We start from the raw sequence: 20,604 nt of genomic DNA, 5'->3' as shown, positions 1-20,604 counted from the left end.
CGTAGCTGGGCCGAGCGGGGTCCGGTGGTGGGGGTACCCCCCACGCCTTTCAGGCAGTGGGGGAGCGGTGCCAGGGCCCGCGACCCCGGCAAGATCCGAACGGCACCCCCTGGCTGCCGCCGTTCGGGGGATTCCCCGTCGTGCCGATCTTCCCCGCGCCCCGCCTCTGACGCAGGTCACAGGCGGGGCGTCACTGTGTGCGGTCGCCTCGGCCAAGGGTTCGCCCGGCGCCGTGAGGCTACTGTCTGCCGCGTTTCCCTGTCCGTCAGTGGAAGGAGCGCGGCTTCCCGTGGGGTCCCATCGCCGTACCGCACCGTCGTCCGGATCCGACCGGAGCGCCGTCGTCGCCCTCGGTCTGCTGTCCGTGGCGGCCACCGCCCTCGCCGCCGTACCGGCCGCGGCCATGCCGTACGACGTCACCCGGGCCGAGGTGGACCGCCTCTACCGGGAGGCCGAGAAGGCGACCGAGGCGTACAACGAGGCCGACGAGCGCGCCGACGGACTGCGCCGGCAGATCGCCACCGCACAGGACGGGATCGCCCGGCAGCAGGCACGCGTCAACACCGTGCGGGAGTCGCTCGGTTCGCTGGCCGGCGCCCAGTACCGCTCCGGCGGCCTCGACCCCGCCCTCGCCCTGCTGCTCTCCGACGACCCCGAGGACTACCTCGAGAAGGCCTCCGTGCTGGACCGGATCACCGTCCACCAGGCCGCCGAGCTGAGGAGACTCAGGAGCACCCTGCGCTCCCTCGCCCAGGACCGCGCGGAGACGGCCGGAAAGCTCGGCGCGCTGGAGAGGAGCCGCAAGGCCGTCGCCGCGCACAAGCGGACCGTCGAGCGCAAGCTCACCGAGGCCCGCCGGCTGCTCGACTCCCTCCCGGCCGGCGAACGCGCCGCCTGGGACCGCGCCACCCGCTCCGCACGCGCGGACCTGCTCGGCCCGTCCGGCGCGCCCGCCTCGGCCCGCGCGGCAGCCGCCGTCGCCGCCGCCCGCTCCGTCCTCGGCAGGCCCTACGTCTGGGGCGCCGAGGGCCCGTCCGCCTTCGACTGCTCCGGGCTGACCCAGTGGTCGTACGCCCAGGCCGGGGTCGCGCTGCCCCGCACCTCGCAGGCCCAGCGGCACGCCGGCCGGCAGGTCCCCCTCTCCGAGGCGCGCCCAGGTGACCTGGTCGTCTACCGCTCCGACGCCTCCCACGTCGGGATGTACATGGGCAACGGCCAGGTGATCCACGCGCCCCACCCCGGCGCCCCGGTGCGCTACGACCCGGTCGGCATGATGCCCGTCTCGTCGGTCACCAGGGTCTGACCGCACCGGCCCGGCGCCCGTACCCTCGGGAAGGTGGCTGGTCGAAGGCGGGTGTCGGGTGCGTCGGTGACGGCGCTGTGTCTGCTGCTCGTCTCCCTGGTGGGGTGCGGCGGGGGACCGGCCGTCGACGCCGCACGCGCGCAGGTGCAGTCCCTCCTCGACCGCCGCGCGGAGGCCGTCCTCGCCCAGGACGCCGCCGCGTACGCCCGCACCGGCACCCGGGCCGGGTTCGCCAACCTGCGCGCGGTGCCGCTCGCGGACTGGTCCTACCGCGTCACCGCCCTCGACCGCACCGGTGACACCGCCACCGCCTCCGCCGACCTGAGCTACCGCGTCGAGGGCCACGACCGGTCCCCGGTCACCACCGCCCGCTCCCTGAGCCTGAGCCGGGACCGCGACGGCCGCTGGTCCGTCGACTCCGACCGGCCCGCGAAGAAGTCCGGGCAGCAACTGTGGGACCAGGGCACGGCACGCGCCGTGCGAGGCGAGCGGAGCCTGGTACTCGGCGTCGGGCAGCCCGACGACAAGCTGCGGGACTACGCCGAACTGGCCGACCGCGCGGTGCCCGCGGTGTCCGACGCGTGGGGCCCGCAGTGGGCCCGGAGCGTGGTCGTCCTCGTCCCGGAGACCCTGGAGGGCATGGCGGGCCTGCTGGGCTCGCCCGCCTCCTCCTACCGGGGGATCGCCGCGGTCACCACCGGCGCCACCGGCGCGGCCGGGCGGGCCCCGGCGGACCGGATCATCGTCAACCCGGACGCCTTCGGAATGCTCGGCGACTCGGGCCGGCAGGTCGTCCTCACCCACGAGACCACCCACGTCGCCACCCGCGCCCACACCTCCGCCGCGACCCCGCTGTGGCTGTCCGAGGGGTTCGCCGACTGGGTCGGCTACCGCGACGGCGACCGCGCCCCCGCGGAGGTCGCACCGGAGCTCGCCTACGCGGTGGGCCGGGGCGAGGTGCCCGCAGGGCTGCCGGACGACGAGGACTTCGGCTTCTCCGGCGACGCGGACCACCTCGCCCGCGCCTACGAGAGCGGCTGGCTGGCCTGCCGCCTCATCGCCGACCACTGGGGCGAGGACCGCCTCGACGAGTTCTACCGCGCGGTGGGCGCACACGAACACCGCGACGGCGCGGTGGAGGCCGCGATGCACCAAGTTCTCGGGACGACCCGAGAGGAGTTCACAGTGCAGTGGCAGGAATACGTGAGGGACCAACTGGCCTGAGCCTTCCCACAACCACGGGCAACCGTCGCTGTGTCCCCCGCCCTCCGCGGGCAGTCGTGCCGCATGCCCCGTCCTCCGCGGGCAGTCATGCCGCATGCCCCGTCCTCCGCGGGCAGTCGTGCCGCCGTTCCCACCGTCCTCCGCGGGCAGTCGTGCCGCTGTTCCCCCCGCTCCCGCGGGCAGTCATGCCGCATGCCCCGCCCTCCGCGGGCAGTCGTGCCGCTGGGGCGGCACGGGTGGGCGCGACGGCACCCCGCAAGCGCCGGGCCGCGCGAACACCCCCCGGCCCACACCGGCACACGGCCGCACCGCCCGGGATCAGGACGAGACCGGCGCCTCGGCGGCACGGGCAGGCCCGGGCACCCGGGGAACCGACCGCCGACGGGGAACCGTCGCACACCACAGCACCCGCGCCGCCACAACCGTCGCCACCACCAACAGCCCGTTGCGCAGAACCAGCAGCGCGATCCCGAGCGAGTCGCTGGCGACCACATGGGCGAACCACACCGGAAACTCCAGCACCGTCACCAGCGAAGCCCCCAGCACCAGCCCCACCGCCACCCCCATCCGGCTCTCACGGAAACACAGACACACCGCCCCGAGCCCCACCAGCCACACCATGTACTGCGGACTGATCACCCGACTCGTCGTCGTGAACAGGAGCACCGCCACGAACGCCGCGTCAGCGACACTGTGCGCCGAGAACCGGACGGCCACCACCCGCCACAGCACCAGCCACCCCAGCGCGGCCCCGCTCAGCAGCAACGCCCCCGTGCTCACCCAGCCCACATACGGCCCGAGGAACTCCACCGAGCCGTAGTTGAGCAGCACCTCCCCCTCCCAGCCGTGATGCCGCGCCACATGGAAGACGAGCGCCCCCAGCGACTCCACCTCGGTCCCCCGGTCCCGCTGAAAGGCCAGGAACGCGAACGCCCCCGGCATCAGTACGGCGAACAGGCCGGCCACACCGGCACCGGTCACCGCCGCCGACACCCACGCCCCACGCCGCCGCACCGCGAGCAGCAGCAGCGCCGGCCACACCTTCACCAGCGCCCCGAAACCGGCGAGCGCCCCCGCCAGCCGGGGGTACCGGGCGGCCGCCAGCAGCGCGGCCACGGCGACCGCGGTCACCATCACGTCGTAGCGCGCGTACACCGTCGGCCCGAGCAGCGGCACGCCCACCACCCACACCCAGGCGCCGCGCGGCGACCGTCCGGGACGACGGCCGGCGTACCGCAGTAAGCACAGGGTGACCAGGTCGGCGAGACAGGCCAGGACGAAGAAGGCGGTGGCGTACTCCAGGAACGGCAGCAGGCCGGGGGAGAGGATCGCCAGGGCCGCGGCGGGCGGGTACTGCCAGGTCACGTCGTCCAGCGGGAACGTTCCGGTGCGCAGGACGTCGTACCAGCCCCGGTAGATGACCGACACGTCGCTGGTGACGTCCGGCCCGGGGAAGACGATCACCTTCAGCACGCACAGCAGCAGGGCGGCCCGTGTCAGCCCCCACAGAAGCAGCAGCGGGGCGAGGGAGTCCCGCACGGCCGTCGTCCTCATGTGCTGTGCTCCCTGCCCGTCCGGTGTGCGGTCATGAGGGGCCATGATGTCCCGGACACCTGTGCACGTGCCACAGAGCGCCGCCGCGGCGAACGGCCCACCCCCCGTTCGGTAGGGTCGGCGGCGATGCACAAGACCCTGATCGTGACCAACGACTTCCCGCCCCGCCCCGGCGGCATCCAGGCGTTCCTGCACAACATGGCGCTGCGGCTCGACCCGGAGCGGCTCGTCGTCTACGCCTCCACCTGGAAGCGCTCCCGGGAGGGCGTCGAGGCGACCGCCGCCTTCGACGCCGAGCAGCCCTTCACCGTCGTACGCGACCGTACGACGATGCTGCTGCCGACCCCGGCGGCCACCCGGCGGGCCGTCGGGCTGCTGCGCGAGCACGGGTGCACCTCGGTGTGGTTCGGGGCGGCGGCACCGCTCGGGCTGATGGCACCGGCGCTGCGCCGGGCGGGCGCCGAGCGGATCGTGGCCACCACCCACGGCCACGAGGCCGGCTGGGCCCAGCTGCCCGCCGCACGGCAACTCCTGCGCCGTATCGGGGACTCCACGGACACGATCACCTACCTCGGCGAGTACACGCGCTCCCGGATCGCCGGCGCGCTGACCCCCGAGGCGGCCTCCCGGATGGTGCAACTTCCGCCCGGCGTCGACGAGAAGACCTTCCACCCCGGTTCGGGCGGCGACGAGGTGCGGGCGCGGCTCGGGCTGACCGACCGGCCGGTGGTCGTGTGCGTCTCCCGGCTGGTGCCGCGCAAGGGGCAGGACACGCTGATCCGTGCGATGCCGGCGATCCTGGCCGCCGAACCGGACGCCGTCCTGCTGATCGTCGGCGGCGGCCCCTACGAGAAGGACCTGCGCCGCCTCGCGCACGACACGGGCGTGGCCGCCTCCGTCCGCTTCACCGGCTCCGTCCCCTGGTCCGAGCTGCCCGCCCACTACGGCGCCGGCGACGTCTTCGCGATGCCGTGCCGCACCCGGCGCGGGGGCCTGGACGTGGAAGGCCTCGGCATCGTCTACCTGGAAGCCTCCGCGACCGGCCTCCCGGTCGTCGCCGGCGACTCCGGCGGCGCCCCCGACGCGGTCCTCGAAGGCGAGACCGGCTGGGTCGTCCCCGGCAACGCGCCCGACCAGACCGCAGACCGCGTCATCACCCTCCTGGGCGACGAGGAACTGCGCCGCAGGATGGGCGAGCGCGGCAGGGAATGGGTCGAACAGAAGTGGCGCTGGGACCTGTTGGCCGAGCACCTGAAGAAGCTGCTCTGAAGAAGCTGCTCTGACGGGGCTGCTCTGACGGGGCTGTTCTGAAGAACGCCGTCAGGGGCAGCTCCCCAGGGGCGCGGGGCTGTGACATTGTGCGGCTCCGCCGCGCGGGCGCGACAAGTCACGGACCACCCGCACCCGCCCACGGCGCTGAAGAGACACCCCGAACTGCGCCCGAGCGCAACCTACTTGGCGTAAATCGCCTCGATCTCGTGGGCGTAGTCCTTGGCCACGACATTCCGCTTGAGCTTCAGTGAAGGCGTCAAGTGCCCCGACTCCTCGGTGAACTGCGCCGGCAGAACACGGAACTTCCGCACCGACTCCGCCTTGGAGACCGCGGAGTTCCCGTCATCCACCGCCGCCTGGATCGCGGCAAGCAGATCCGCATCCTCGCTCAGCGACCCCGCGGTCGACCCCGCCGGCTTCCCGTGCTCCGCGCACCACCGGCCCAGGAACTCCTCGTCGATGGTGACCAACGCCCCCACGAACGGCCGCCCGTCCCCCACGACCATGCACTCCGCGACCAGCGCGTGCGCCCGGATCCGGTCCTCGATCACCGCCGGGGCGACGTTCTTGCCGCCCGCCGTCACCAGTATCTCCTTCTTGCGGCCGGTGATCCGCAGATAACCGTCCTCGTCCAGGGTGCCGATGTCCCCGGTGTGGAACCACCCGTCGGCGAGTGCCTCGGCGGTCGCGCCCGGGTTGTTCCAGTACTCCTTGAACAGGTGCTCGCCGTGCAGCAGCACCTCGCCGTCGTCCGCTATCCGGACGACCGAGCCGGGCAGCGGCTGGCCGACCGTGCCGATCTTCTGCCGGTCCCACGGGTTGAACGCGGTGGCCGCGCAGGACTCGGTCAGCCCGTAGCCCTCCAGCACACTGAAGCCGATACCGCGGAAGAAGTGCCCGAGGCGCTCACCCAGCGGGGCGCCACCGGAGATGGCGTACTCGCCGCGCCCGCCCAGCACCGCGCGCAGCTTGCCGTAGACCAGCTTGTCGAACACCTTGTGCCTGATCCTCAGGCCGAGCGACGGCCCGGACGGCGTGTCCAGCGCCCGGCTGTAGGCGATCGCCGTGTCCGCCGCCTTGTCGAAGATCTTGCCCTTGCCGTCGGCCTGCGCCTTGGCCCGCGCCGAGTTGTAGACCTTCTCGAAGACCCGCGGCACGCCCAGGATCAGCGTCGGGCGGAACGCGGCCAGCTCGTCGGTGAGGTTCTTGATGTCGGGCACACAGCCCAGCTTGATCGGCGCCATCATGGGCGCGATCTGCACCAGCCGCCCGAAGACGTGCGCGAGCGGCAGGAACAGCAGCACCGAGCACTCGCCGGTGCGGAACAGCGGACGCAGCCGCTCCACGATGTTGCCGCACTCGGCGAAGAAGCTGCGGTGGGTGAGCACACAGCCCTTGGGCCGTCCGGTCGTACCGGAGGTGTAGACGATGGTCGCCGGGTCGTCCGCCTTCGCGGACGAGCCGCGCTCCTCGACCGTCGCGTCGTCGACGTCCTGCCCGAGCCGGCCCAGCTCCTTGATCCCGCCGGCCTCGATCTGCCACAGGTTCTTCAGCGCGGGCAGCCGGTCGCGCACGGACTCCACCGTCGCCGCGTGGGCGTCGAGCTCCACGAAGCAGGCGGTGGCGCCGGAGTCGCCGAGGATCCACGCCACCTGCTCCGCCGAGCTGGTCTCGTACACCGGCACGGTGACCGCGCCGGCGCTCCAGATCGCGAAGTCCAGCAGCGTCCACTCGTAGCGGGTGCGGGACATCAGGCCGACCCGGTCGCCGGGCTGCACACCGGCGGCGATCATGCCCTTGGCGGCCGCCCGCACCTCCGCGAGGAAGGCGGTCGCCGTCACGTCCTGCCAGGTCCCGTCCACCTTGCGGGCGATGACGGCGACGTCGGGGTGCTGCGCGGCGTTTCTGCGGACGATGTCGGTCAGATTTCCGTCCGCGGGGACCTCGTACAAAGCCGGAAGGCTGAACTCGCGCAAGACTGCTGCTCCTCTTAGGGCGCCGGCGCCACGACGTTGTGCGATGCGACGGTGCGGTCCAAGGCTCGGGCGGGTGCTCGCGAATTCACATGTTGAAATCCCGAGCACGACTGGACTGCCCGGACGTTACCCGCCGGTATGGCGTCTACGACAGGGGGTCCCGGCGAGATGTTCGCTGCGTCACACAGGTTGGTGTTTCATTGCGCACAGTAGTCCACCCCTTCACCGACGAGCCAGTAACCGCAGGTAGGCCCGCCATTGTTCACGCGGGTCGCACACGCTTACCCTTGATCGCCATGGCATCCACACCAGGCGGAAACCGGCGCACACGCGTCCACGTGGTCAGTGACGTGCACGGCAACGCCCGTGACCTGGCCCGCGCCGGGGAGGGCGCCGACGCCCTGATCTGCCTGGGCGACCTGGTGCTCTTCCTGGACTACGCCGACCACTCGCGCGGCATCTTCCCCGACCTGTTCGGCACCGGGAACGCCGACCTCATCGTGGAGCTGCGCACCGCCCGCCGCTTCGAGGAGGCGCGCGAGTTCCAGCGCCGGCTGTGGGCGGACATCGGCACGGACAAGGCCGCCGCGATCGAGAAGGCGGTGCGCAGGCAGTACGCCGAGCTGTTCGCCGCGTTCCCCACCCCGACGTACGCGACGTACGGCAATGTCGACGTGCCGCCCCTGTGGCAGGAGTACGCGGGTCCCGGCCTGACCGTGCTGGACGGGCAGCGGGTGGAGATCGGCGGCCGGACCTTCGGCTTCGTCGGCGGCGGCCTGCGCACGCCGATGCGCACGCCGTACGAGATCGACGACGAGGAGTACGCGGCGAAGATCGAGGCCGTGGGCGAGGTCGACGTGCTGTGCACGCACATCCCGCCGGAGGTGCCGGAGCTGGTCTACGACACCGTCGCGCGCCGTTTCGAACGCGGCAGCCGTGCCCTGCTGGACGCCATCCGCCGCACCCGGCCCCGCTACTCCCTGTTCGGGCACGTCCACCAGCCGCTGGTGCGGCGGATGCGGATCGGCGCCACCGAGTGCGTGAACGTGGGGCACTTCGCGAGCAGCGGGCGGCCCTGGCGGCTGGAATGGTGACGATGTCCCAGGTCGGGTGAGTTACGCCGGTCCCGCGCGCGGTAGCCTTCCGCTGCACGCGCGTGCGCTGTGTGCCCCGCGCACGGCGACGACGACTACCGGCCCGCATCTGGAGGAGCCACGGCGATGGCGGAACACACCAGCTCGAGCATCACGATCGAGGCGGCGGCGGCCGACGTCATGGGGGTGATCGCCGACTTCGCCCGCTATCCGGACTGGACCGGTGAGGTGAAGGAGGCCGAGGTCCTCGCGACCGACGCCGAGGGCCGCGCCGAGCAGGTGCGTCTCGTCATGGACGCCGGCGCGATCAAGGACGACCAGACCCTGGCGTACACCTGGACCGGGCAGCGCGAGGTCTCCTGGACCCTGGTGAAGTCCCAGATGCTCCGCTCCCTCGACGGCTCCTACACCCTCACCCCGGCCGCCCCGGGCACGACGGAGGTCACCTACCGCCTCACCGTCGACGTCAAGATCCCCATGCTCGGCATGATCAAGCGCAAGGCGGAGAAGGTCATCATCGACCGAGCCCTGGCAGGCCTGAAGAAGCGAGTGGAGTCGAGCCCGAAGTAGCCCCCGCGACTGCGGGCAGTCGTGCCTCCCCCAGCGCCTGAAACGGCCTGGGAGGTACCCCCAGGGCGGCACGGATGGGTGATGGGGGTCCCCCCGCTCGAGCGCAGCCGAGAGTGGGGGAGGCACCCCGTAAGCGCCGGGCTGCGCGAACACCCCCCGCCCGGCGTCCACTACGGTTCACCCCCATGCGCACCCTCCTGATCACGGGCCCCGGCGGCAGCGGCCGCACCACGACCGCCGCCGCCACCGCGCTCACCGCAGCCCGCGAGGGCACCCGCACCCTGCTCCTCGGCACCGACCGCACGGACACCCTCGGCCCCGTACTGGGCACCGAGGCCACCCCCCGCCTCACGGTGAAGCGCGTCGACCCCGACGCGGACTTCCGCACCGACCTCGCCGCCCTCCAGGACCGAGCCGCCTCCGCCCTGGACCTCCTCGGCGCCTCCCGCCTCGAACCCGAGGAGGCCGGCCCCCTCCCCGGCGCCGAGGAACTCGCCGTCCTGCGCGCCCTGCGCGACGCCGCACTCTCGGAGTCGTACGACCTCCTCGTCGTGGACCTCCCACCCACCCCCCGCGCGCTCTCCCTCCTCGCCCTCCCCGAAGAACTCCGCCGCTACCTGCGCCGCCTCCTCCCGCCCGAACGGCAGGCCGCCCGCGCCCTGCGCCCCGTCCTCGGCCGCCTCGCCGGCGTCCCCATGCCCGCGGAATGGCTCTACGGCACGGCAGCCCGCCTGGACCTCCAGCTCGCCGCCGTCGAGGCCGTACTCGCCGACCGCGACACCGTCGTACGACTGGTCGCCGAACCGGGCCCCGCCGGCGCCGACGCCGTACGCACCGCCACCCTCGGACTCGCCCTGCGCGGACTGCGCACCGACGCGCTGGTCGCGACCCGCGTCCTGCCGGAGAGCGAGGCGGCCGGCTGGCTCGCCGGCCCCGTCGCCCAGCAGCGCAAGACCCTGGACGAGTGGCGCGAGTCGTACGACGTCCACCCCGTCGCCCATCTGGGCCGCGACCCGCGCGGCACCGACGACCTCGCCGCACTCGCCGTACCGGGCGTCACGACGCGCCCCGCCGCCGTCGACTGGCCGGTCACCGACCATCTCGCCGACGAAGGCGTCCTCGTCTGGCACCTCCCCCTCCCCGGCGCCCGCCGCGACGAACTCGACCTGATCCGGCGCGGCGACGAGATCGTCGTCACCGCCGGACCGTTCCGCCGCACCGTCCCGCTGCCCTCCGCGCTGCGCCGCTGCACCGTCGTCGGCGCCGCCCTGCGCGAGGACGAGCTGCGCATCCGCTTCCGGCCGGATCCGGCACTGTGGCCGCGCACCCGCTGAAGCGACGGCGGCCGTTCGGGTACCGTCGAAGGTGCCATCCGTAGTCAGGAGTCCGTCATGAGCGAACAGCTCCCCCCGTCCGACGACGCCGGGGACGAGATCGTCGACAAGCCGGTGGACGACGTACGGGCGGCCGAGACCCACGCCGACGCCTGGGCGACCGCCGCCGCCGAGGACCTCGAGGCGGAGAAGGCCCGCCGCCGCGACCGTTACGGACCGCCCCCCGGCTCCGCCGCCGAGGAGCTGAAGAAGCTCGTCGACGCGGTCGCCGACAAGCTCTCCGGTCTGCAGTCCCCGCTGTTCGGCGCGGTCGCGGGACCCGCCGCGCAGCAGGTGGTGCGGCAGGTCGTCCAGCAGGCCAGGGCCGCCGTCGAACCCGTCATCGAACGCAACCCCGACGTCTTCGACCACCTCGCCGCCGCCGGCAACGAACTCCTCGCCGCCTACCGCTCCGCCGTACAGGACCAGGAGCGCCGCTGGACCGCCCGCGAGTCCGACCCCCGCGACCTCGACGAGCGCCGGGACCGGGGCGACGACCCCGGCACCGGCCCCGGCGAACGCATCGACCTGGACTGACACGGGGCCCTCGGCGGGGCGCCCATGATCCCCGCCGGACCGCTCACCGTACGGACGCCGGGGCCCCGACGGCAGCGCCTCGGGTACCGTTGGCGGTAGCGGGGCTCGACCGAAACTGAGGGATTCATGGGACTCACCATCGGCGTCGACATCGGCGGCACGAAGATCGCGGCCGGCGTGGTCGACGAGGAAGGCAACATCCTCTCGACCCACAAGGTGCCGACCCCGGGTACGCCCGAGGGCATCGTGGACGCCATCGCCTCCGCGGTGGAGGGAGCGCGCGCGGGGCACGAGATCGTCGGCGTGGGCATCGGTGCGGCCGGGTACGTCAACCGCCAGCGTTCGACGGTGTACTTCGCGCCCAACATCGACTGGCGCAACGAGCCGCTCAAGGAGAAGGTCGAGGCCCGCACGGGTCTCCCGGTCGTCGTGGAGAACGACGCCAACGCCGCCGCCTGGGGCGAGTACAAGTTCGGCGCGGGCAAGGGCCACCGCAACGTCATCTGCATCACGCTCGGCACCGGCCTCGGCGGCGGTGTGATCATCGGCAACAAGCTGCGCCGCGGCCACTTCGGCGTGGCCGCCGAGTTCGGCCACATCCGCATGGTGCCGGACGGCCTGCTGTGCGGCTGCGGCTCGCAGGGCTGCTGGGAGCAGTACGCCTCCGGCCGCGCCCTCGTCCGCTACGCCAAGCAGCGCGCCAACGCCACCCCCGAGAACGCCGAGACCCTGCTCTCCCTCGGCGACGGCACCCCCGAGGGCATCGAGGGCAAGCACGTCTCCATGGCCGCCCGCCAGGGCGACCGGGTGGCCGTCGACTCCTACCGCGAGCTGGCCCGCTGGGTCGGCGCCGGCCTCGCCGACCTGGCCTCCCTCTTCGACCCCTCCGCGTTCATCGTCGGCGGCGGCCTCTCCGACGAGGGCGAACTGGTCCTCGGCCCGATCCGCAAGTCCTACAAGCGCTGGCTGGTCGGCGGCAACTGGCGTCCGGTCGCCGACGTCCTCGGCGCCCAGCTCGGCAACAAGGCGGGCCTGGTGGGCGCGGCGGACCTGGCCCGGGAGCCCGACCCGGTCATGTGACACCCCTCCACGTGCACGGCAGCGCCCGCCTGGCCCCTCCGGGGACGGCGGGCGCAGCCGCAGCTCGTCTGTGACCGAGAAGCGGTGAGCGTCATGCGGATGCGCTCACACGCCCCGTCCCCGGCGGACTCGGTGGGATTTGTTGCAGCGAATGAGGGGAGCGCTGTGGGCATCGTCGGCGAGCTGCGCCGGTTCAAGAGCAGCTGCAGCGGGTCCGAGGGCGACAGCTGTGTGGAGGTGGCCTTCGTGTCCGAGGTCGTGCACGTGCGTGACTCCAAGGCGCAGGAAGGGCCGCGGTTCGCCGTCTCCTCGGCCGCGTGGCGTGACTTCCTGGGCTGCGTGGAGCGCTGACCCACGTCGCAGCGTGCCGGTCGGCGTATCTTGATCCGCATGGCGACGACTCCGCTGCTGCCCGACTCCCGGACCGGGTCCGACGGTTCGGCCGTCATCCGGGTGCTCAGCTACAACATCCGTTCGCTGCGCGACGACACCGGCGCCCTCGCGCGGGTGATCAGCGCCTGCGCCCCCGATCTCGTCCTGCTCCAGGAGGCGCCGCGGTTCTTCCGCTGGCGCAAGAAGCTGGCCCGGCTCGCCTCGGAAACGGGCCTCGTCGTCCTCTCCGGGGGTGCCACGGCCGCCGGGCCCGCGATGCTGTGCTCGCTGCGGGCGACCGTGGAGCGCACCGAGGACGTGCTGCTGCCGCTCACGCCCGGGCAGCACCGGCGTGGGTTCGCCACCGCCGTCGTACGGTTCGGGGGTGCCCGGATCGGCGTGCTGAGCTGTCACCTGTCCTTGCGGAAGGACGAGCGGTACGAGCAGGGCGGCATGCTCCTCGACCGGCTCGCCAGGATGGGTGTCGAGCACGCGGTCGCGGGCGGGGACGTGAACGAGCGGCCGGACGGACGGACCTTCCGGCGGCTGGCCGAGTCGCTCACCGACTGCTGGGCCGCCGCTCCCTGGGGCGGTGAGCACACCTGGGTCCGTGACGAACCGCGGCGGCGGATCGACGCCCTCTTCGTCACCAAGGGCGTCGAGGTGCTGGGCTGCGGGGTGCCGCTCGAACAGCCCGGGGTGAGCGCGACGGACCTGAGGGCGGCCACGGACCACCTTCCGGTCCTGGCCGCCCTCAGGATTCCCGCCGCGTAGCAGCGGTCAGACCACCGCTCCCCGCCCCGGATCGTCGTCGTCCTCGTCGTCCGTGCGCATGCGCGTCACCAGTGTGGCGAAGCCGCCCAGGAAGCCGCCGATGCACAGGGTGGTCAGCCACCAGGTCATCTCCCAGCCGAGCAGGATCGCCAGCAGAAGCAGGACCGGGCCGCCGAGCACACCCAGCCAGGCGAACTTCGACGTGACGTCGGCGTCCGGCAGCGGGGGCGGCTCCGGCGGGACGAAGTGGCCCTCGTCGGTCTCGTCGAGGTCGTCGTCCGACGGCTCCTGCACGCTGTAGTCGCGCGGGCCGCCGACGCCGGGGGCGAAGGAGACGGAGCCGCCCAGCGGCTTGGCCGGCTTGTCCTCGGCCTTCCGGGGCGCCTTGGCCTCCACCTCGCCCTCGTTCGTCTCGGGCTCCAGCAGCGCCAGATCCTCGACGGACTTGAACGGCTTGGCGCCCGGCGGGTCCGGCGGCTCCTCGCCGTACCCGGCGACGATCGCCTCCCACGCGGCGGCCTCGTCGAAGGGGACCCCCTTCTCCTCCGGCTCGCGGCCTTCACGGTCCTCGCGGTCCTCGCGGTCCGAATCGTGCTCAGCCACCTGCGGTCGTCCCTTCCTTGCCGAGACCGGGCTCCTTGACGGCGCCGGGTGCGAGCCGGCCGATGAACGCGGTGCTCTCCTGGAAGATCCGCTCCGCGTCGTAGTCCAACGTCGCCACGTGGTAGCTCTGTTCCAGCAGGATCTCCGTGATGTCCGTCGACGACACACGGCCGAGGATCCGCGCCGAGTCCGCGGGCGGCACCACATGGTCCTGGGGGCTGCGCAGCAGGAGCAACGGCTGGGTGACCCGGGGCAGCTCGCCGTCGACGAGCCGGAAGAGGTTCCGCAGGGAGTGCGCCGCGTGCAGCGGCACCCGGTCGTACCCGAGCTCCCTGCCCAGCGGCTTCGCGATGTCGCTCGCGATGCCCTTCGTCGCGGGGACGAGATGACGCAGCACCGGAAGGGCGTGCGCGGCCACCCCGTGCACCTTGTTCGCCGGGTTGACGACCACCACCCCGCTCACCGCGTCGCCGTGGAGCGCGGCCAGCCGCAGCGCCAGCGCGCCGCCCATCGACAGACCGGCGACGAACACCCGCTCGTGGCGGTCCCGCAGCAGTCGCAGCTCGCGGTCCACCTCCGCGTACCAGTCCTGCCAGCCGGTGACCGAGAGGTCCTGCCAGCGGGTGCCGTGGCCGGGCAGCAGCGGCAGCGAGACGGTCAGGCCGCGAGCGGCGAGGTGCTCCGCCCAGGGGCGCAGCGACTGCGGTGAACCGGTGAAGCCGTGGCAGAGGAGGACGGCGGTCTCCCCGCCCTCGTGGCGGAACGGCTCGGCTCCGGTCAGGAGCGGCACCTTCGGCCTCCTGTTCGTAGGAAGGTCACGATGATCGCGGCAGGCGCCGCACACGGGTTGCAGGACCTTCACCGTACGCGACCGCACTGACACCGACCAGGGCCGTCGGGGCCTTCGGCCGCACTCCGGGATATGGTCTGACGAACACGCACAGGAGGCACTCGGTTGTTGTACGGCACGATGAAGGTCGCCATCGGAGGGCCGCTGAAGCTCGCCTTCAGGCCCTGGGTGGAGGGCCGGGAGAACATCCCCGCCGAGGGCCCCGCCATCCTGGCCAGCAACCACCTGTCGTTCTCCGACTCCTTCTTCCTGCCGGCCGTACTGGACCGCAAGGTCACCTTCATCGCCAAGGCCGAGTACTTCACCACGCCGGGCGTGAAGGGCCGGCTGACGGCCGCCTTCTTCAAGGGCGTGGGCCAGCTCCCGGTGGACCGCTCCGGCGCGCGGGGCGCGGGCGAGGCCGCGATCAGGAGCGGCATCGAGGTCATCGAGCGTGGCGAGCTGTTCGGCATCTACCCGGAGGGCACCCGCTCGCCCGACGGCCGTCTCTACCGGGGCAAGCCGGGCGGCCTCGCGCGTGTGGCGCTGGCCACCGGGGCGCCCGTGATCCCGGTCGCCATGATCGACACGGAGAAGATCCAGCCTCCCGGTCAGGTCATGCCGAAGCTGATGCGGCCCGGCATACGGATCGGCAGGCCGCTGGACTTCAGTCGCTACCAGGGCATGGAGCACGACCGCTTCGTGCTCCGCGCGGTGACCGACGAGGTCATGTACGAGATCATGAAGCTGTCCGGCCAGGAGTACGTCGACATGTACGCCACCGCCATGAAGCGGCAGCTCTCGGAGGCGGCCAAGGCCGAGAAGGAAGCGGAGAAGGCGGCGAAGGCCGCGCTCGCCCGCGCGGAGAAGGAACAGGCCGAGAAGCTGAAGGCCGCGATGGAGCAGGACGGCCAGGAGCGGTAGAACGGGCGACGGTCCGGCCCCTGGACGGGGGCGCAGGGGGGAGTTGGGGGACATGGCCAGGCGCGAGCGAGTCATGCGCATGTCGGTCGAGCAGCCGCTGTGGCGTGCCCTCACCGGCTACCGGGTCCTCACCCTCGTGTACGCGATCGGTCTGTTCGCCACCGCCTACGAGGAGTTCCCCCGCCTCTGGCTGGCCGTCGGTTACTTCGCCGTCCTCGCGGTGTGGACCCTGGCCACCCTGCCCAGGACCGCGAGTGCCGCCGCCTGCACCAAGCGCTTCCTCACCGCCGACCTGACCATCGCGCTCGTCGGCATCCTGCTCACGCCCCTCGCCGACGCGCCGGAACGCGTCGAGGCGGGCGGCCCGACACTGCCGTCCATCTGGACCGCCGGATCGGTGCTCGCGTTCGCCGTCAAGGGCGGCTGGCGCTGGGCGGCCCTCGCCTCCACCCTCGTCGCCGCCGCCAACCTCGTCGAACGCGGCAACCCCGCCCGCGACACCGTGCACAACGTGATCCTGGTGTGGGTCGCCTCCATCGCCATCGGCTACGTCGTCGAGGTCGCCCGCGCCTCCGAGCGCACCCTCGCCCGCGCGCTGGAGATCGAGGCCGCGACCAGAGAGCGGGAGCGCCTCGCGCGGGACATCCACGACAGCGTGCTCCAGGTGCTGGCCATGGTGCAGCGCCGGGGCGCGGTCATCGGGGGTGAGGCGGCCGAACTGGGCCGGCTGGCCGGGGAGCAGGAGATCGCCCTGCGCACCCTGGTCTCCGGCGGGCTCGTCCCCGTCTCCCGGGCCTCGGAGGACGCCGCCGAGGGCGCCGTCGTACGGGCCGTGGACGAGGACGACACCGGGGACGACGGGCCGGTCGACCTGCGCGCCCTGCTCGCCCCCTATGCCGGCTCCCTGGTCAGCCTCGCCGAGCCCGGAGCGCCGGTCCGGCTCGCGCCGGTCGCCGCGCGGGAGGTCGCCGCCGCCGTCGGGGCCGCCCTGGACAACGTCCGCAGGCACGCGGGGGAGCGGGCGCGCGCCTGGATCCTGGTCGAGGACGAACCGGACGAGGTGATCGTCACCGTCCGCGACGACGGCCCCGGCATCCCCGAGGGCCGGCTCGCCCAGGCCGAGGGCGAGGGCCGGCTCGGCGTGGCCCTGTCCATCCGGGGCCGGCTGCGCGACCTCGGCGGCAGCGCGGAACTGATCTCGGTGCCGGGGCAGGGCACGGAGGTCGAACTGAAGGTGCCCAAGGACAAGCGGGAAGCGGACGACCCACGGGGGAAGGCGGAACGGCGATGACGGACGGCACAGGGGAACGCGAGGGCCCGATCAAGGTCATGGTGGTCGACGACCACCCCATGTGGCGCGACGCCGTCGCCCGCGACCTGTCCGAGTCCGGCTTCGAGGTCGTCGCCACCGCCGGCGACGGCGACCAGGCGGTGCGCCGCGCCAAGGCCGTCACACCCGACGTCCTCGTCCTCGACCTGAACCTGCCCGGCAAGCCCGGCGTCCAGGTCTGCAAGGAGGTCGTCGCCGCGAACCCCGCCGTCCGGGTGCTGGTGCTCTCGGCGAGCGGCGAGCACGCCGACGTCCTGGAGGCCGTCAAGTCCGGCGCCACCGGCTATCTGCTGAAGTCCGCCTCCACCGAGGACCTGCGGGACGCGGTGCGCCGTACGGCCGTCGGCGACCCGGTGTTCACCCCGGGCCTGGCCGGACTGGTCCTCGGAGAGTACCGCCGCCTCGCCTCCGAACCGGCCGGACCCGCCCCCGCCGACGGCGGACCGGGCGCGCCCCGGCTGACCGACCGCGAGACCGAGGTGCTGCGCCTGGTCGCCAAGGGCCTCAGCTACAAGCAGATCGCCGAACGGCTCGTCATCTCCCACCGCACCGTGCAGAACCACGTGCAGAACACCCTCGGCAAGCTCCAGCTGCACAACCGCGTCGAACTCGTCCGCTACGCCATAGAGCGCGGCCTCGACGACGAGTAGACCGCCCCCGCGCCTGCCCCGAGCGGCTCAGGGGCACCCGTATATTCGCGCATACGGCAACACAACCCCCGGAGGGAACCGTGGAGATCCTGGCGTTCGGAGTGCAGGCCGACGAGAAGCCCCTGGTCGAGCGGGCCTTCGCCGGACATCACGAGGTGCGCGGCCTCGACGTCTTCCTCAACGCGGACACCGCCCCCATCGCCGCGGGCCACGAGATCATCTCCACCAGCGTCAACTGCGACCTCGGCGCCGAGGTGCTCTCCGACCTCGCGGCCGGCGGCACCCGGATGGTCGCCCAGCGCTCCACCGGCTTCAACAACATCGACCTGGAGGTCGCCGAACGGCTCGGCCTGACGGTCGCCCGGGTGTCGTACTACTCGCCGTACTCGGTCGCCGAGTTCGCCTGGACGCTCGCCATGGCCGTCAACCGCCGGATCGTCCGCGCCTCCATCCGCACCCGCGACTTCGACTTCCGGCTCGACGGACTGATGGGCCGCGACCTGCACGGCCGTACCGCCGGCATCCTCGGCACCGGGAAGATCGGCGAGGCGTTCGCGCGGATCGCCCACGGCTTCGGCATGCGGCTGCTCGGCTGGGACGTCCACGAGAACCCCGCCTGCTTGGACCTCGGCATGACCTACGTCCCCAAGGAGCAGCTCCTCGCCGAGTCCGACCTGATCAGCCTGCACGTCCCGCTGCTGCCCGCGACCCAGCACCTCATCGACGCCGACGCCCTGAAGACCATGCGGGACGACGCGATCCTGGTGAACTCCAGCCGGGGCGGCCTCATCGACACCGCGGCCCTCGTCGCCGAGCTGCGCGAGGGCCGCTTCACGGGCGTCGGCCTGGACGTGTACGAGGCGGAGGCGGGACTGTTCTTCCTCGACAAGTCCCTGGAGGCCGTCGACGACGACACCCTGGCCCGCCTCGTCACGTTCCCGAACGTCCTGGTCACGTCCCACCAGGCGTACTACACCGTGGACGCCGTCGGGCAGATCGTCGAGACCACGGTGAACAACGTCCTCGACTACACCGCCGGCCGCCGCTCCGAGAACGTGCTGGTGCCCCGGAGCTGACCCGCCAGCTCCCGGACGATCGCCGTGCCGTTGAGGGTCAGCACCGACTCGGGGTGGAACTGCAACCCGGCGAAGCCCGGCCCTCTGAGCGCGTGCACCTCGCCGTTCGCGGCACGGCTCACCTCGACGCCGTGCGCGGCCAGCTCCCGCGCGGTGTCCTCGTCGCAGTGCGCCACGAAGCTGTTGTAGAAGCCGACCGTCTCCGGCCGCCCGAACAGGTCGATCTCCGTCTGCGCCCCCTGGTACGGCACCTCCTTGCGCACGGTCTCCAGACCCAGCTCGGCCGCGATCAGCTCGTGGCCGAGGCAGACCCCGAGGACGCCGTGCCGGTTCTCCCTGATCACCTCGGCGGTCAGGGCGCGCAGGAACCGCATCTTCGGGTCGGCCGTGTCGGACGGGTCACCCGGTCCGGGGCCCAGCACCAGCGGCCCCTCGTGCCCGAGCACCGCCTCCCGCAGTCCCGGTTCGTCGTACCGGCGGACGGTCACGTCCAGCCCGGCGGCGCGCAGCACATGGGCGAGCATCGCGGTGAAGGTGTCCTCCCCGTCGACGACCAGGGCGTGCCCGGTCAGCTCGTCCGACCGCTCCTGCATCCGCAGCCAGAACGGCGCCAGGGAGGCCCGCCGTCCGTCCAGCGCCGCCCGCACCCGGGGGTCGTCGGCCAGCTTCGGCCGTACGGACTCCTCGCGCGGCCGTCCCGGACGCACGCCCAGCGCGGCCAGCACCCCGGCCGCCTTGGCGTGGGTCTCCGCGACCTCGCCCGCCGGGTCCGAGCCGCGCACCAGCGTGGCCCCGACCGGCACCCGCAGCCCGCCGGCCGCGTCGATGTCGGCCGTGCGGATCAGGATGGGGGAGTCCAGCGTCTGGGCGCCGCCCTCGTCGCGGCCGATGAGGGCGAGGGCGCCCGCGTAGTAGCGGCGCCCGCCGACCTCGTGCCGTTCGATCACCCGGCAGGCGTTCTGCACCGGCGAGCCGGTGACGGTCGCCGCGAACATGGTCTCCTTCAGCACCTCGCGCACATCCAGCGAGGACCGGCCGCGCAGCTCGTACTCGGTGTGCGCGAGGTGCGCCATCTCCTTCAGCCGGGGCCCGACCACGACCCCGCCCATGTCGCCGACGGTGCACATCATCTTGAGCTCCTCGTCGACGACCATCGACAGCTCCTCGATCTCCTTGCCGTCGGCGAGGAACTCCAGCAGGTGCTCGGGGGTCGGCCCCTCGGCGGGATAGCGGTAGGTGCCGCTGATCGGGTTCATCACGACCGTCCCGCCCGACGCCCGGACGTGCACCTCGGGGCTGGCCCCGACCAGCGTCCGGTCCCCGGTGTGCACGACGAACGTCCAGTACGCGCCCCGCTCGCCTTCGAGCAGCCGCCGGAACAGTGCGAGTGCGTCGGCCCGTCCGAACCCGGGGATCTCACCCTCGTACGTCCGCCGGATCACGAAGTTGGCGCCCTCGCCCCGCCCGATCTCCTCGTCCAGGACGCGCCCGACGATCCGCGCGTACTCCTCGTCGTCGACGTCGAAGCCGCCGCCCTCCACCCGGACGTCGTGCGCGGGGAGCCGGTCGAGGGCCTCGGCGAGCGGGATCTCGTACCGCTCCTCGGGCGTCAGCACCAGCAGCGGGGTGCCGTCGTCACGGACGTCGAAGCCGCGCTCGCGGATCTGCCGGAAGGGGACGACCGCCAGGCACTCGTCGGGCAGGTCGGCCAGCAGGTCACGCGTGCCGACCGGGCCGATCAGCAGCTCGACCACGTCGTGGTCATGGCCCGGCGTGCGGCGGCGCAGCAGGGCGAAGGGGCGGTCGTCGTGCGGGAGCTGTGCCAGGTCCATGATGGGCCTTCCTCGTTTCGTCGCTGTCATGAGCGTGAGGAACGGCCCCGGGAAACACCGAAGGCCGCCCCTCGGGCGGCCTTCGCGAAGTCTGTGCGTACGCGCAGTCAGTGGGCCGCCGGAGAAGCGGGCCACCACCAGTTCTGGGTCGAGTGCGCGAACATGTGACGCACCCTACCCCATGTCCACGGAACGTATCGCCTGTCTCACTTTCTGGGCATGGCCCGGAGG

At 72.8% G+C, this 20,604-nt stretch carries 20 protein-coding genes; 14 read left to right on the top strand and 6 right to left on the bottom strand.

The genetic code is table 11. From position 1 onward, the window contains the following. Nucleotides 1-289: 289 nt before the first annotated feature. Complete coding sequence (locus ACFV5H_RS29140; RefSeq protein ID WP_385197963.1) at nt 290-1,303, top strand: NlpC/P60 family protein; 1,014 nt, start codon at nt 290-292, stop codon at nt 1,301-1,303. A gap of 33 nt (nt 1,304-1,336) precedes the next feature. Further along, complete coding sequence (locus ACFV5H_RS29135; RefSeq protein WP_385197961.1) at nt 1,337-2,527, top strand: hypothetical protein; 1,191 nt, start codon at nt 1,337-1,339, stop codon at nt 2,525-2,527. 318 nt (nt 2,528-2,845) lie between these two features. Here ACFV5H_RS29135 and ACFV5H_RS29130 read toward each other — a convergent pair whose 3' ends face one another. Next, nucleotides 2,846-4,081 (bottom strand): glycosyltransferase 87 family protein, encoded by a 1,236-nt coding sequence (locus tag ACFV5H_RS29130; RefSeq protein ID WP_385197959.1) that lies wholly within the window; start codon nt 4,079-4,081, stop codon nt 2,846-2,848. A 126-nt stretch (nt 4,082-4,207) separates the two neighbouring features. On the opposite strand from ACFV5H_RS29130, the gene ACFV5H_RS29125 reads away from it, so the two are divergent. Continuing rightward, a complete protein-coding gene (locus tag ACFV5H_RS29125; RefSeq protein ID WP_385053926.1) occupies nt 4,208-5,350 on the top strand; it encodes a glycosyltransferase family 4 protein in 1,143 nt (380 codons plus the stop codon). Between the two features lie 182 nt (nt 5,351-5,532). Here ACFV5H_RS29125 and ACFV5H_RS29120 read toward each other — a convergent pair whose 3' ends face one another. Continuing rightward, nucleotides 5,533-7,329 carry an AMP-dependent synthetase/ligase gene (locus ACFV5H_RS29120; RefSeq protein WP_385053929.1) on the bottom strand — a complete coding sequence of 599 codons (1,797 nt, stop codon included), beginning with the start codon at nt 7,327-7,329 and terminating at the stop codon, nt 5,533-5,535. A gap of 296 nt (nt 7,330-7,625) precedes the next feature. On the opposite strand from ACFV5H_RS29120, the gene ACFV5H_RS29115 reads away from it, so the two are divergent. The 7 genes from ACFV5H_RS29115 to ACFV5H_RS29085 all read left to right on the top strand — a co-directional run bounded on the left by ACFV5H_RS29115 (nt 7,626) and on the right by ACFV5H_RS29085 (nt 13,129). Continuing rightward, nucleotides 7,626-8,423, top strand: coding sequence for a metallophosphoesterase (locus ACFV5H_RS29115; RefSeq protein ID WP_385053932.1), 798 nt, complete (start codon nt 7,626-7,628; stop codon nt 8,421-8,423). A 126-nt stretch (nt 8,424-8,549) separates the two neighbouring features. Further along, nucleotides 8,550-8,993: an SRPBCC family protein gene (locus ACFV5H_RS29110; RefSeq protein WP_385053935.1), complete on the top strand. Its 444-nt coding sequence runs from the start codon at nt 8,550-8,552 to the stop codon at nt 8,991-8,993. 185 nt (nt 8,994-9,178) lie between these two features. After that, nucleotides 9,179-10,327 (top strand): ArsA family ATPase, encoded by a 1,149-nt coding sequence (locus tag ACFV5H_RS29105; protein ID WP_385197957.1) that lies wholly within the window; start codon nt 9,179-9,181, stop codon nt 10,325-10,327. Between the two features lie 57 nt (nt 10,328-10,384). Then, nucleotides 10,385-10,903: a DUF5304 domain-containing protein gene (locus tag ACFV5H_RS29100; RefSeq protein ID WP_385053940.1), complete on the top strand. Its 519-nt coding sequence runs from the start codon at nt 10,385-10,387 to the stop codon at nt 10,901-10,903. Nucleotides 10,904-11,029: 126 nt separating this feature from the next. Then, nucleotides 11,030-11,983 (top strand): ROK family glucokinase, encoded by a 954-nt coding sequence (locus tag ACFV5H_RS29095; RefSeq protein ID WP_385053943.1) that lies wholly within the window; start codon nt 11,030-11,032, stop codon nt 11,981-11,983. A 165-nt stretch (nt 11,984-12,148) separates the two neighbouring features. Next, a complete protein-coding gene (locus tag ACFV5H_RS29090; RefSeq protein WP_385053945.1) occupies nt 12,149-12,334 on the top strand; it encodes a DUF397 domain-containing protein in 186 nt (61 codons plus the stop codon). Nucleotides 12,335-12,373: 39 nt separating this feature from the next. Then, nucleotides 12,374-13,129 (top strand): endonuclease/exonuclease/phosphatase family protein, encoded by a 756-nt coding sequence (locus tag ACFV5H_RS29085; protein WP_385053948.1) that lies wholly within the window; start codon nt 12,374-12,376, stop codon nt 13,127-13,129. A gap of 6 nt (nt 13,130-13,135) precedes the next feature. Here the strand turns inward: ACFV5H_RS29085 and ACFV5H_RS29080 are convergent, their stop codons facing one another. After that, nucleotides 13,136-13,732, bottom strand: a complete 597-nt coding sequence (locus tag ACFV5H_RS29080) for a hypothetical protein (RefSeq protein WP_385197955.1) — start codon at nt 13,730-13,732, stop codon at nt 13,136-13,138. Further along, nucleotides 13,725-14,522 (bottom strand): alpha/beta hydrolase, encoded by a 798-nt coding sequence (locus ACFV5H_RS29075; protein ID WP_385197953.1) that lies wholly within the window; start codon nt 14,520-14,522, stop codon nt 13,725-13,727. Before ACFV5H_RS29075 ends, ACFV5H_RS29080 begins: the two co-directional genes overlap by 8 nt. Before the next feature lie 180 nt (nt 14,523-14,702). On the opposite strand from ACFV5H_RS29075, the gene ACFV5H_RS29070 reads away from it, so the two are divergent. From ACFV5H_RS29070 to ACFV5H_RS29055, 4 genes are all read left to right on the top strand, one after another. Further along, entirely contained in the window at nt 14,703-15,485 is a 783-nt protein-coding gene (locus ACFV5H_RS29070; RefSeq protein ID WP_385054030.1) for a lysophospholipid acyltransferase family protein, read from the top strand. Nucleotides 15,486-15,537: 52 nt separating this feature from the next. Beyond that, a complete protein-coding gene (macS, locus tag ACFV5H_RS29065) occupies nt 15,538-16,776 on the top strand; it encodes a MacS family sensor histidine kinase (RefSeq protein ID WP_385053956.1) in 1,239 nt (412 codons plus the stop codon). Further along, the gene (locus ACFV5H_RS29060; RefSeq protein ID WP_385053958.1) at nt 16,773-17,465 is read left to right on the top strand and encodes a response regulator; all 693 of its coding nucleotides are present in this window, start codon (nt 16,773-16,775) and stop codon (nt 17,463-17,465) included. Before macS ends, ACFV5H_RS29060 begins: the two co-directional genes overlap by 4 nt. 80 nt (nt 17,466-17,545) lie before the next feature. After that, the gene (locus tag ACFV5H_RS29055; protein ID WP_385053961.1) at nt 17,546-18,541 is read left to right on the top strand and encodes a 2-hydroxyacid dehydrogenase; all 996 of its coding nucleotides are present in this window, start codon (nt 17,546-17,548) and stop codon (nt 18,539-18,541) included. Here ACFV5H_RS29055 and ACFV5H_RS29050 read toward each other — a convergent pair. Continuing rightward, nucleotides 18,493-20,373, bottom strand: a complete 1,881-nt coding sequence (locus ACFV5H_RS29050) for an anthranilate synthase family protein (protein ID WP_385053963.1) — start codon at nt 20,371-20,373, stop codon at nt 18,493-18,495. The genes ACFV5H_RS29055 and ACFV5H_RS29050 overlap by 49 nt on opposite strands. Nucleotides 20,374-20,480: 107 nt before the next feature. Then, on the bottom strand, nt 20,481-20,537 hold the full coding sequence (locus tag ACFV5H_RS29045; protein ID WP_107062014.1) for a trp operon leader peptide: 57 nt from the start codon (nt 20,535-20,537) through the stop codon (nt 20,481-20,483). Nucleotides 20,538-20,604 lie beyond the last annotated feature (67 nt).

This window comes from Streptomyces sp. NPDC059787 (genome assembly GCF_042732315.1).
Lineage (GTDB): Bacteria > Actinomycetota > Actinomycetes > Streptomycetales > Streptomycetaceae > Streptomyces > Streptomyces atrovirens.
This window is presented reverse-complemented; position numbering and strand designations above follow the sequence as displayed.

Excerpts from the sequence above, each read along its gene's own strand:
- ACFV5H_RS29130 (WP_385197959.1), bottom strand. The coding sequence starts at position 4,081 with ATGAGGACGACGGCCGTGCGGGACTCCCTCGCCCCGCTGCTGCTTCTG.
- ACFV5H_RS29125 (WP_385053926.1), top strand. The coding sequence starts at position 4,208 with ATGCACAAGACCCTGATCGTGACCAACGACTTCCCGCCCCGCCCCGGC.
- ACFV5H_RS29115 (WP_385053932.1), top strand. The coding sequence starts at position 7,626 with ATGGCATCCACACCAGGCGGAAACCGGCGCACACGCGTCCACGTGGTC.
- ACFV5H_RS29110 (WP_385053935.1), top strand. The coding sequence starts at position 8,550 with ATGGCGGAACACACCAGCTCGAGCATCACGATCGAGGCGGCGGCGGCC.
- ACFV5H_RS29105 (WP_385197957.1), top strand. The coding sequence starts at position 9,179 with ATGCGCACCCTCCTGATCACGGGCCCCGGCGGCAGCGGCCGCACCACG.
- ACFV5H_RS29100 (WP_385053940.1), top strand. The coding sequence starts at position 10,385 with ATGAGCGAACAGCTCCCCCCGTCCGACGACGCCGGGGACGAGATCGTC.
- ACFV5H_RS29095 (WP_385053943.1), top strand. The coding sequence starts at position 11,030 with ATGGGACTCACCATCGGCGTCGACATCGGCGGCACGAAGATCGCGGCC.
- ACFV5H_RS29085 (WP_385053948.1), top strand. The coding sequence starts at position 12,374 with ATGGCGACGACTCCGCTGCTGCCCGACTCCCGGACCGGGTCCGACGGT.
- ACFV5H_RS29070 (WP_385054030.1), top strand. The coding sequence starts at position 14,703 with ATGAAGGTCGCCATCGGAGGGCCGCTGAAGCTCGCCTTCAGGCCCTGG.
- macS (WP_385053956.1), top strand. The coding sequence starts at position 15,538 with ATGGCCAGGCGCGAGCGAGTCATGCGCATGTCGGTCGAGCAGCCGCTG.
- ACFV5H_RS29060 (WP_385053958.1), top strand. The coding sequence starts at position 16,773 with ATGACGGACGGCACAGGGGAACGCGAGGGCCCGATCAAGGTCATGGTG.
- ACFV5H_RS29050 (WP_385053963.1), bottom strand. The coding sequence starts at position 20,373 with ATGGACCTGGCACAGCTCCCGCACGACGACCGCCCCTTCGCCCTGCTG.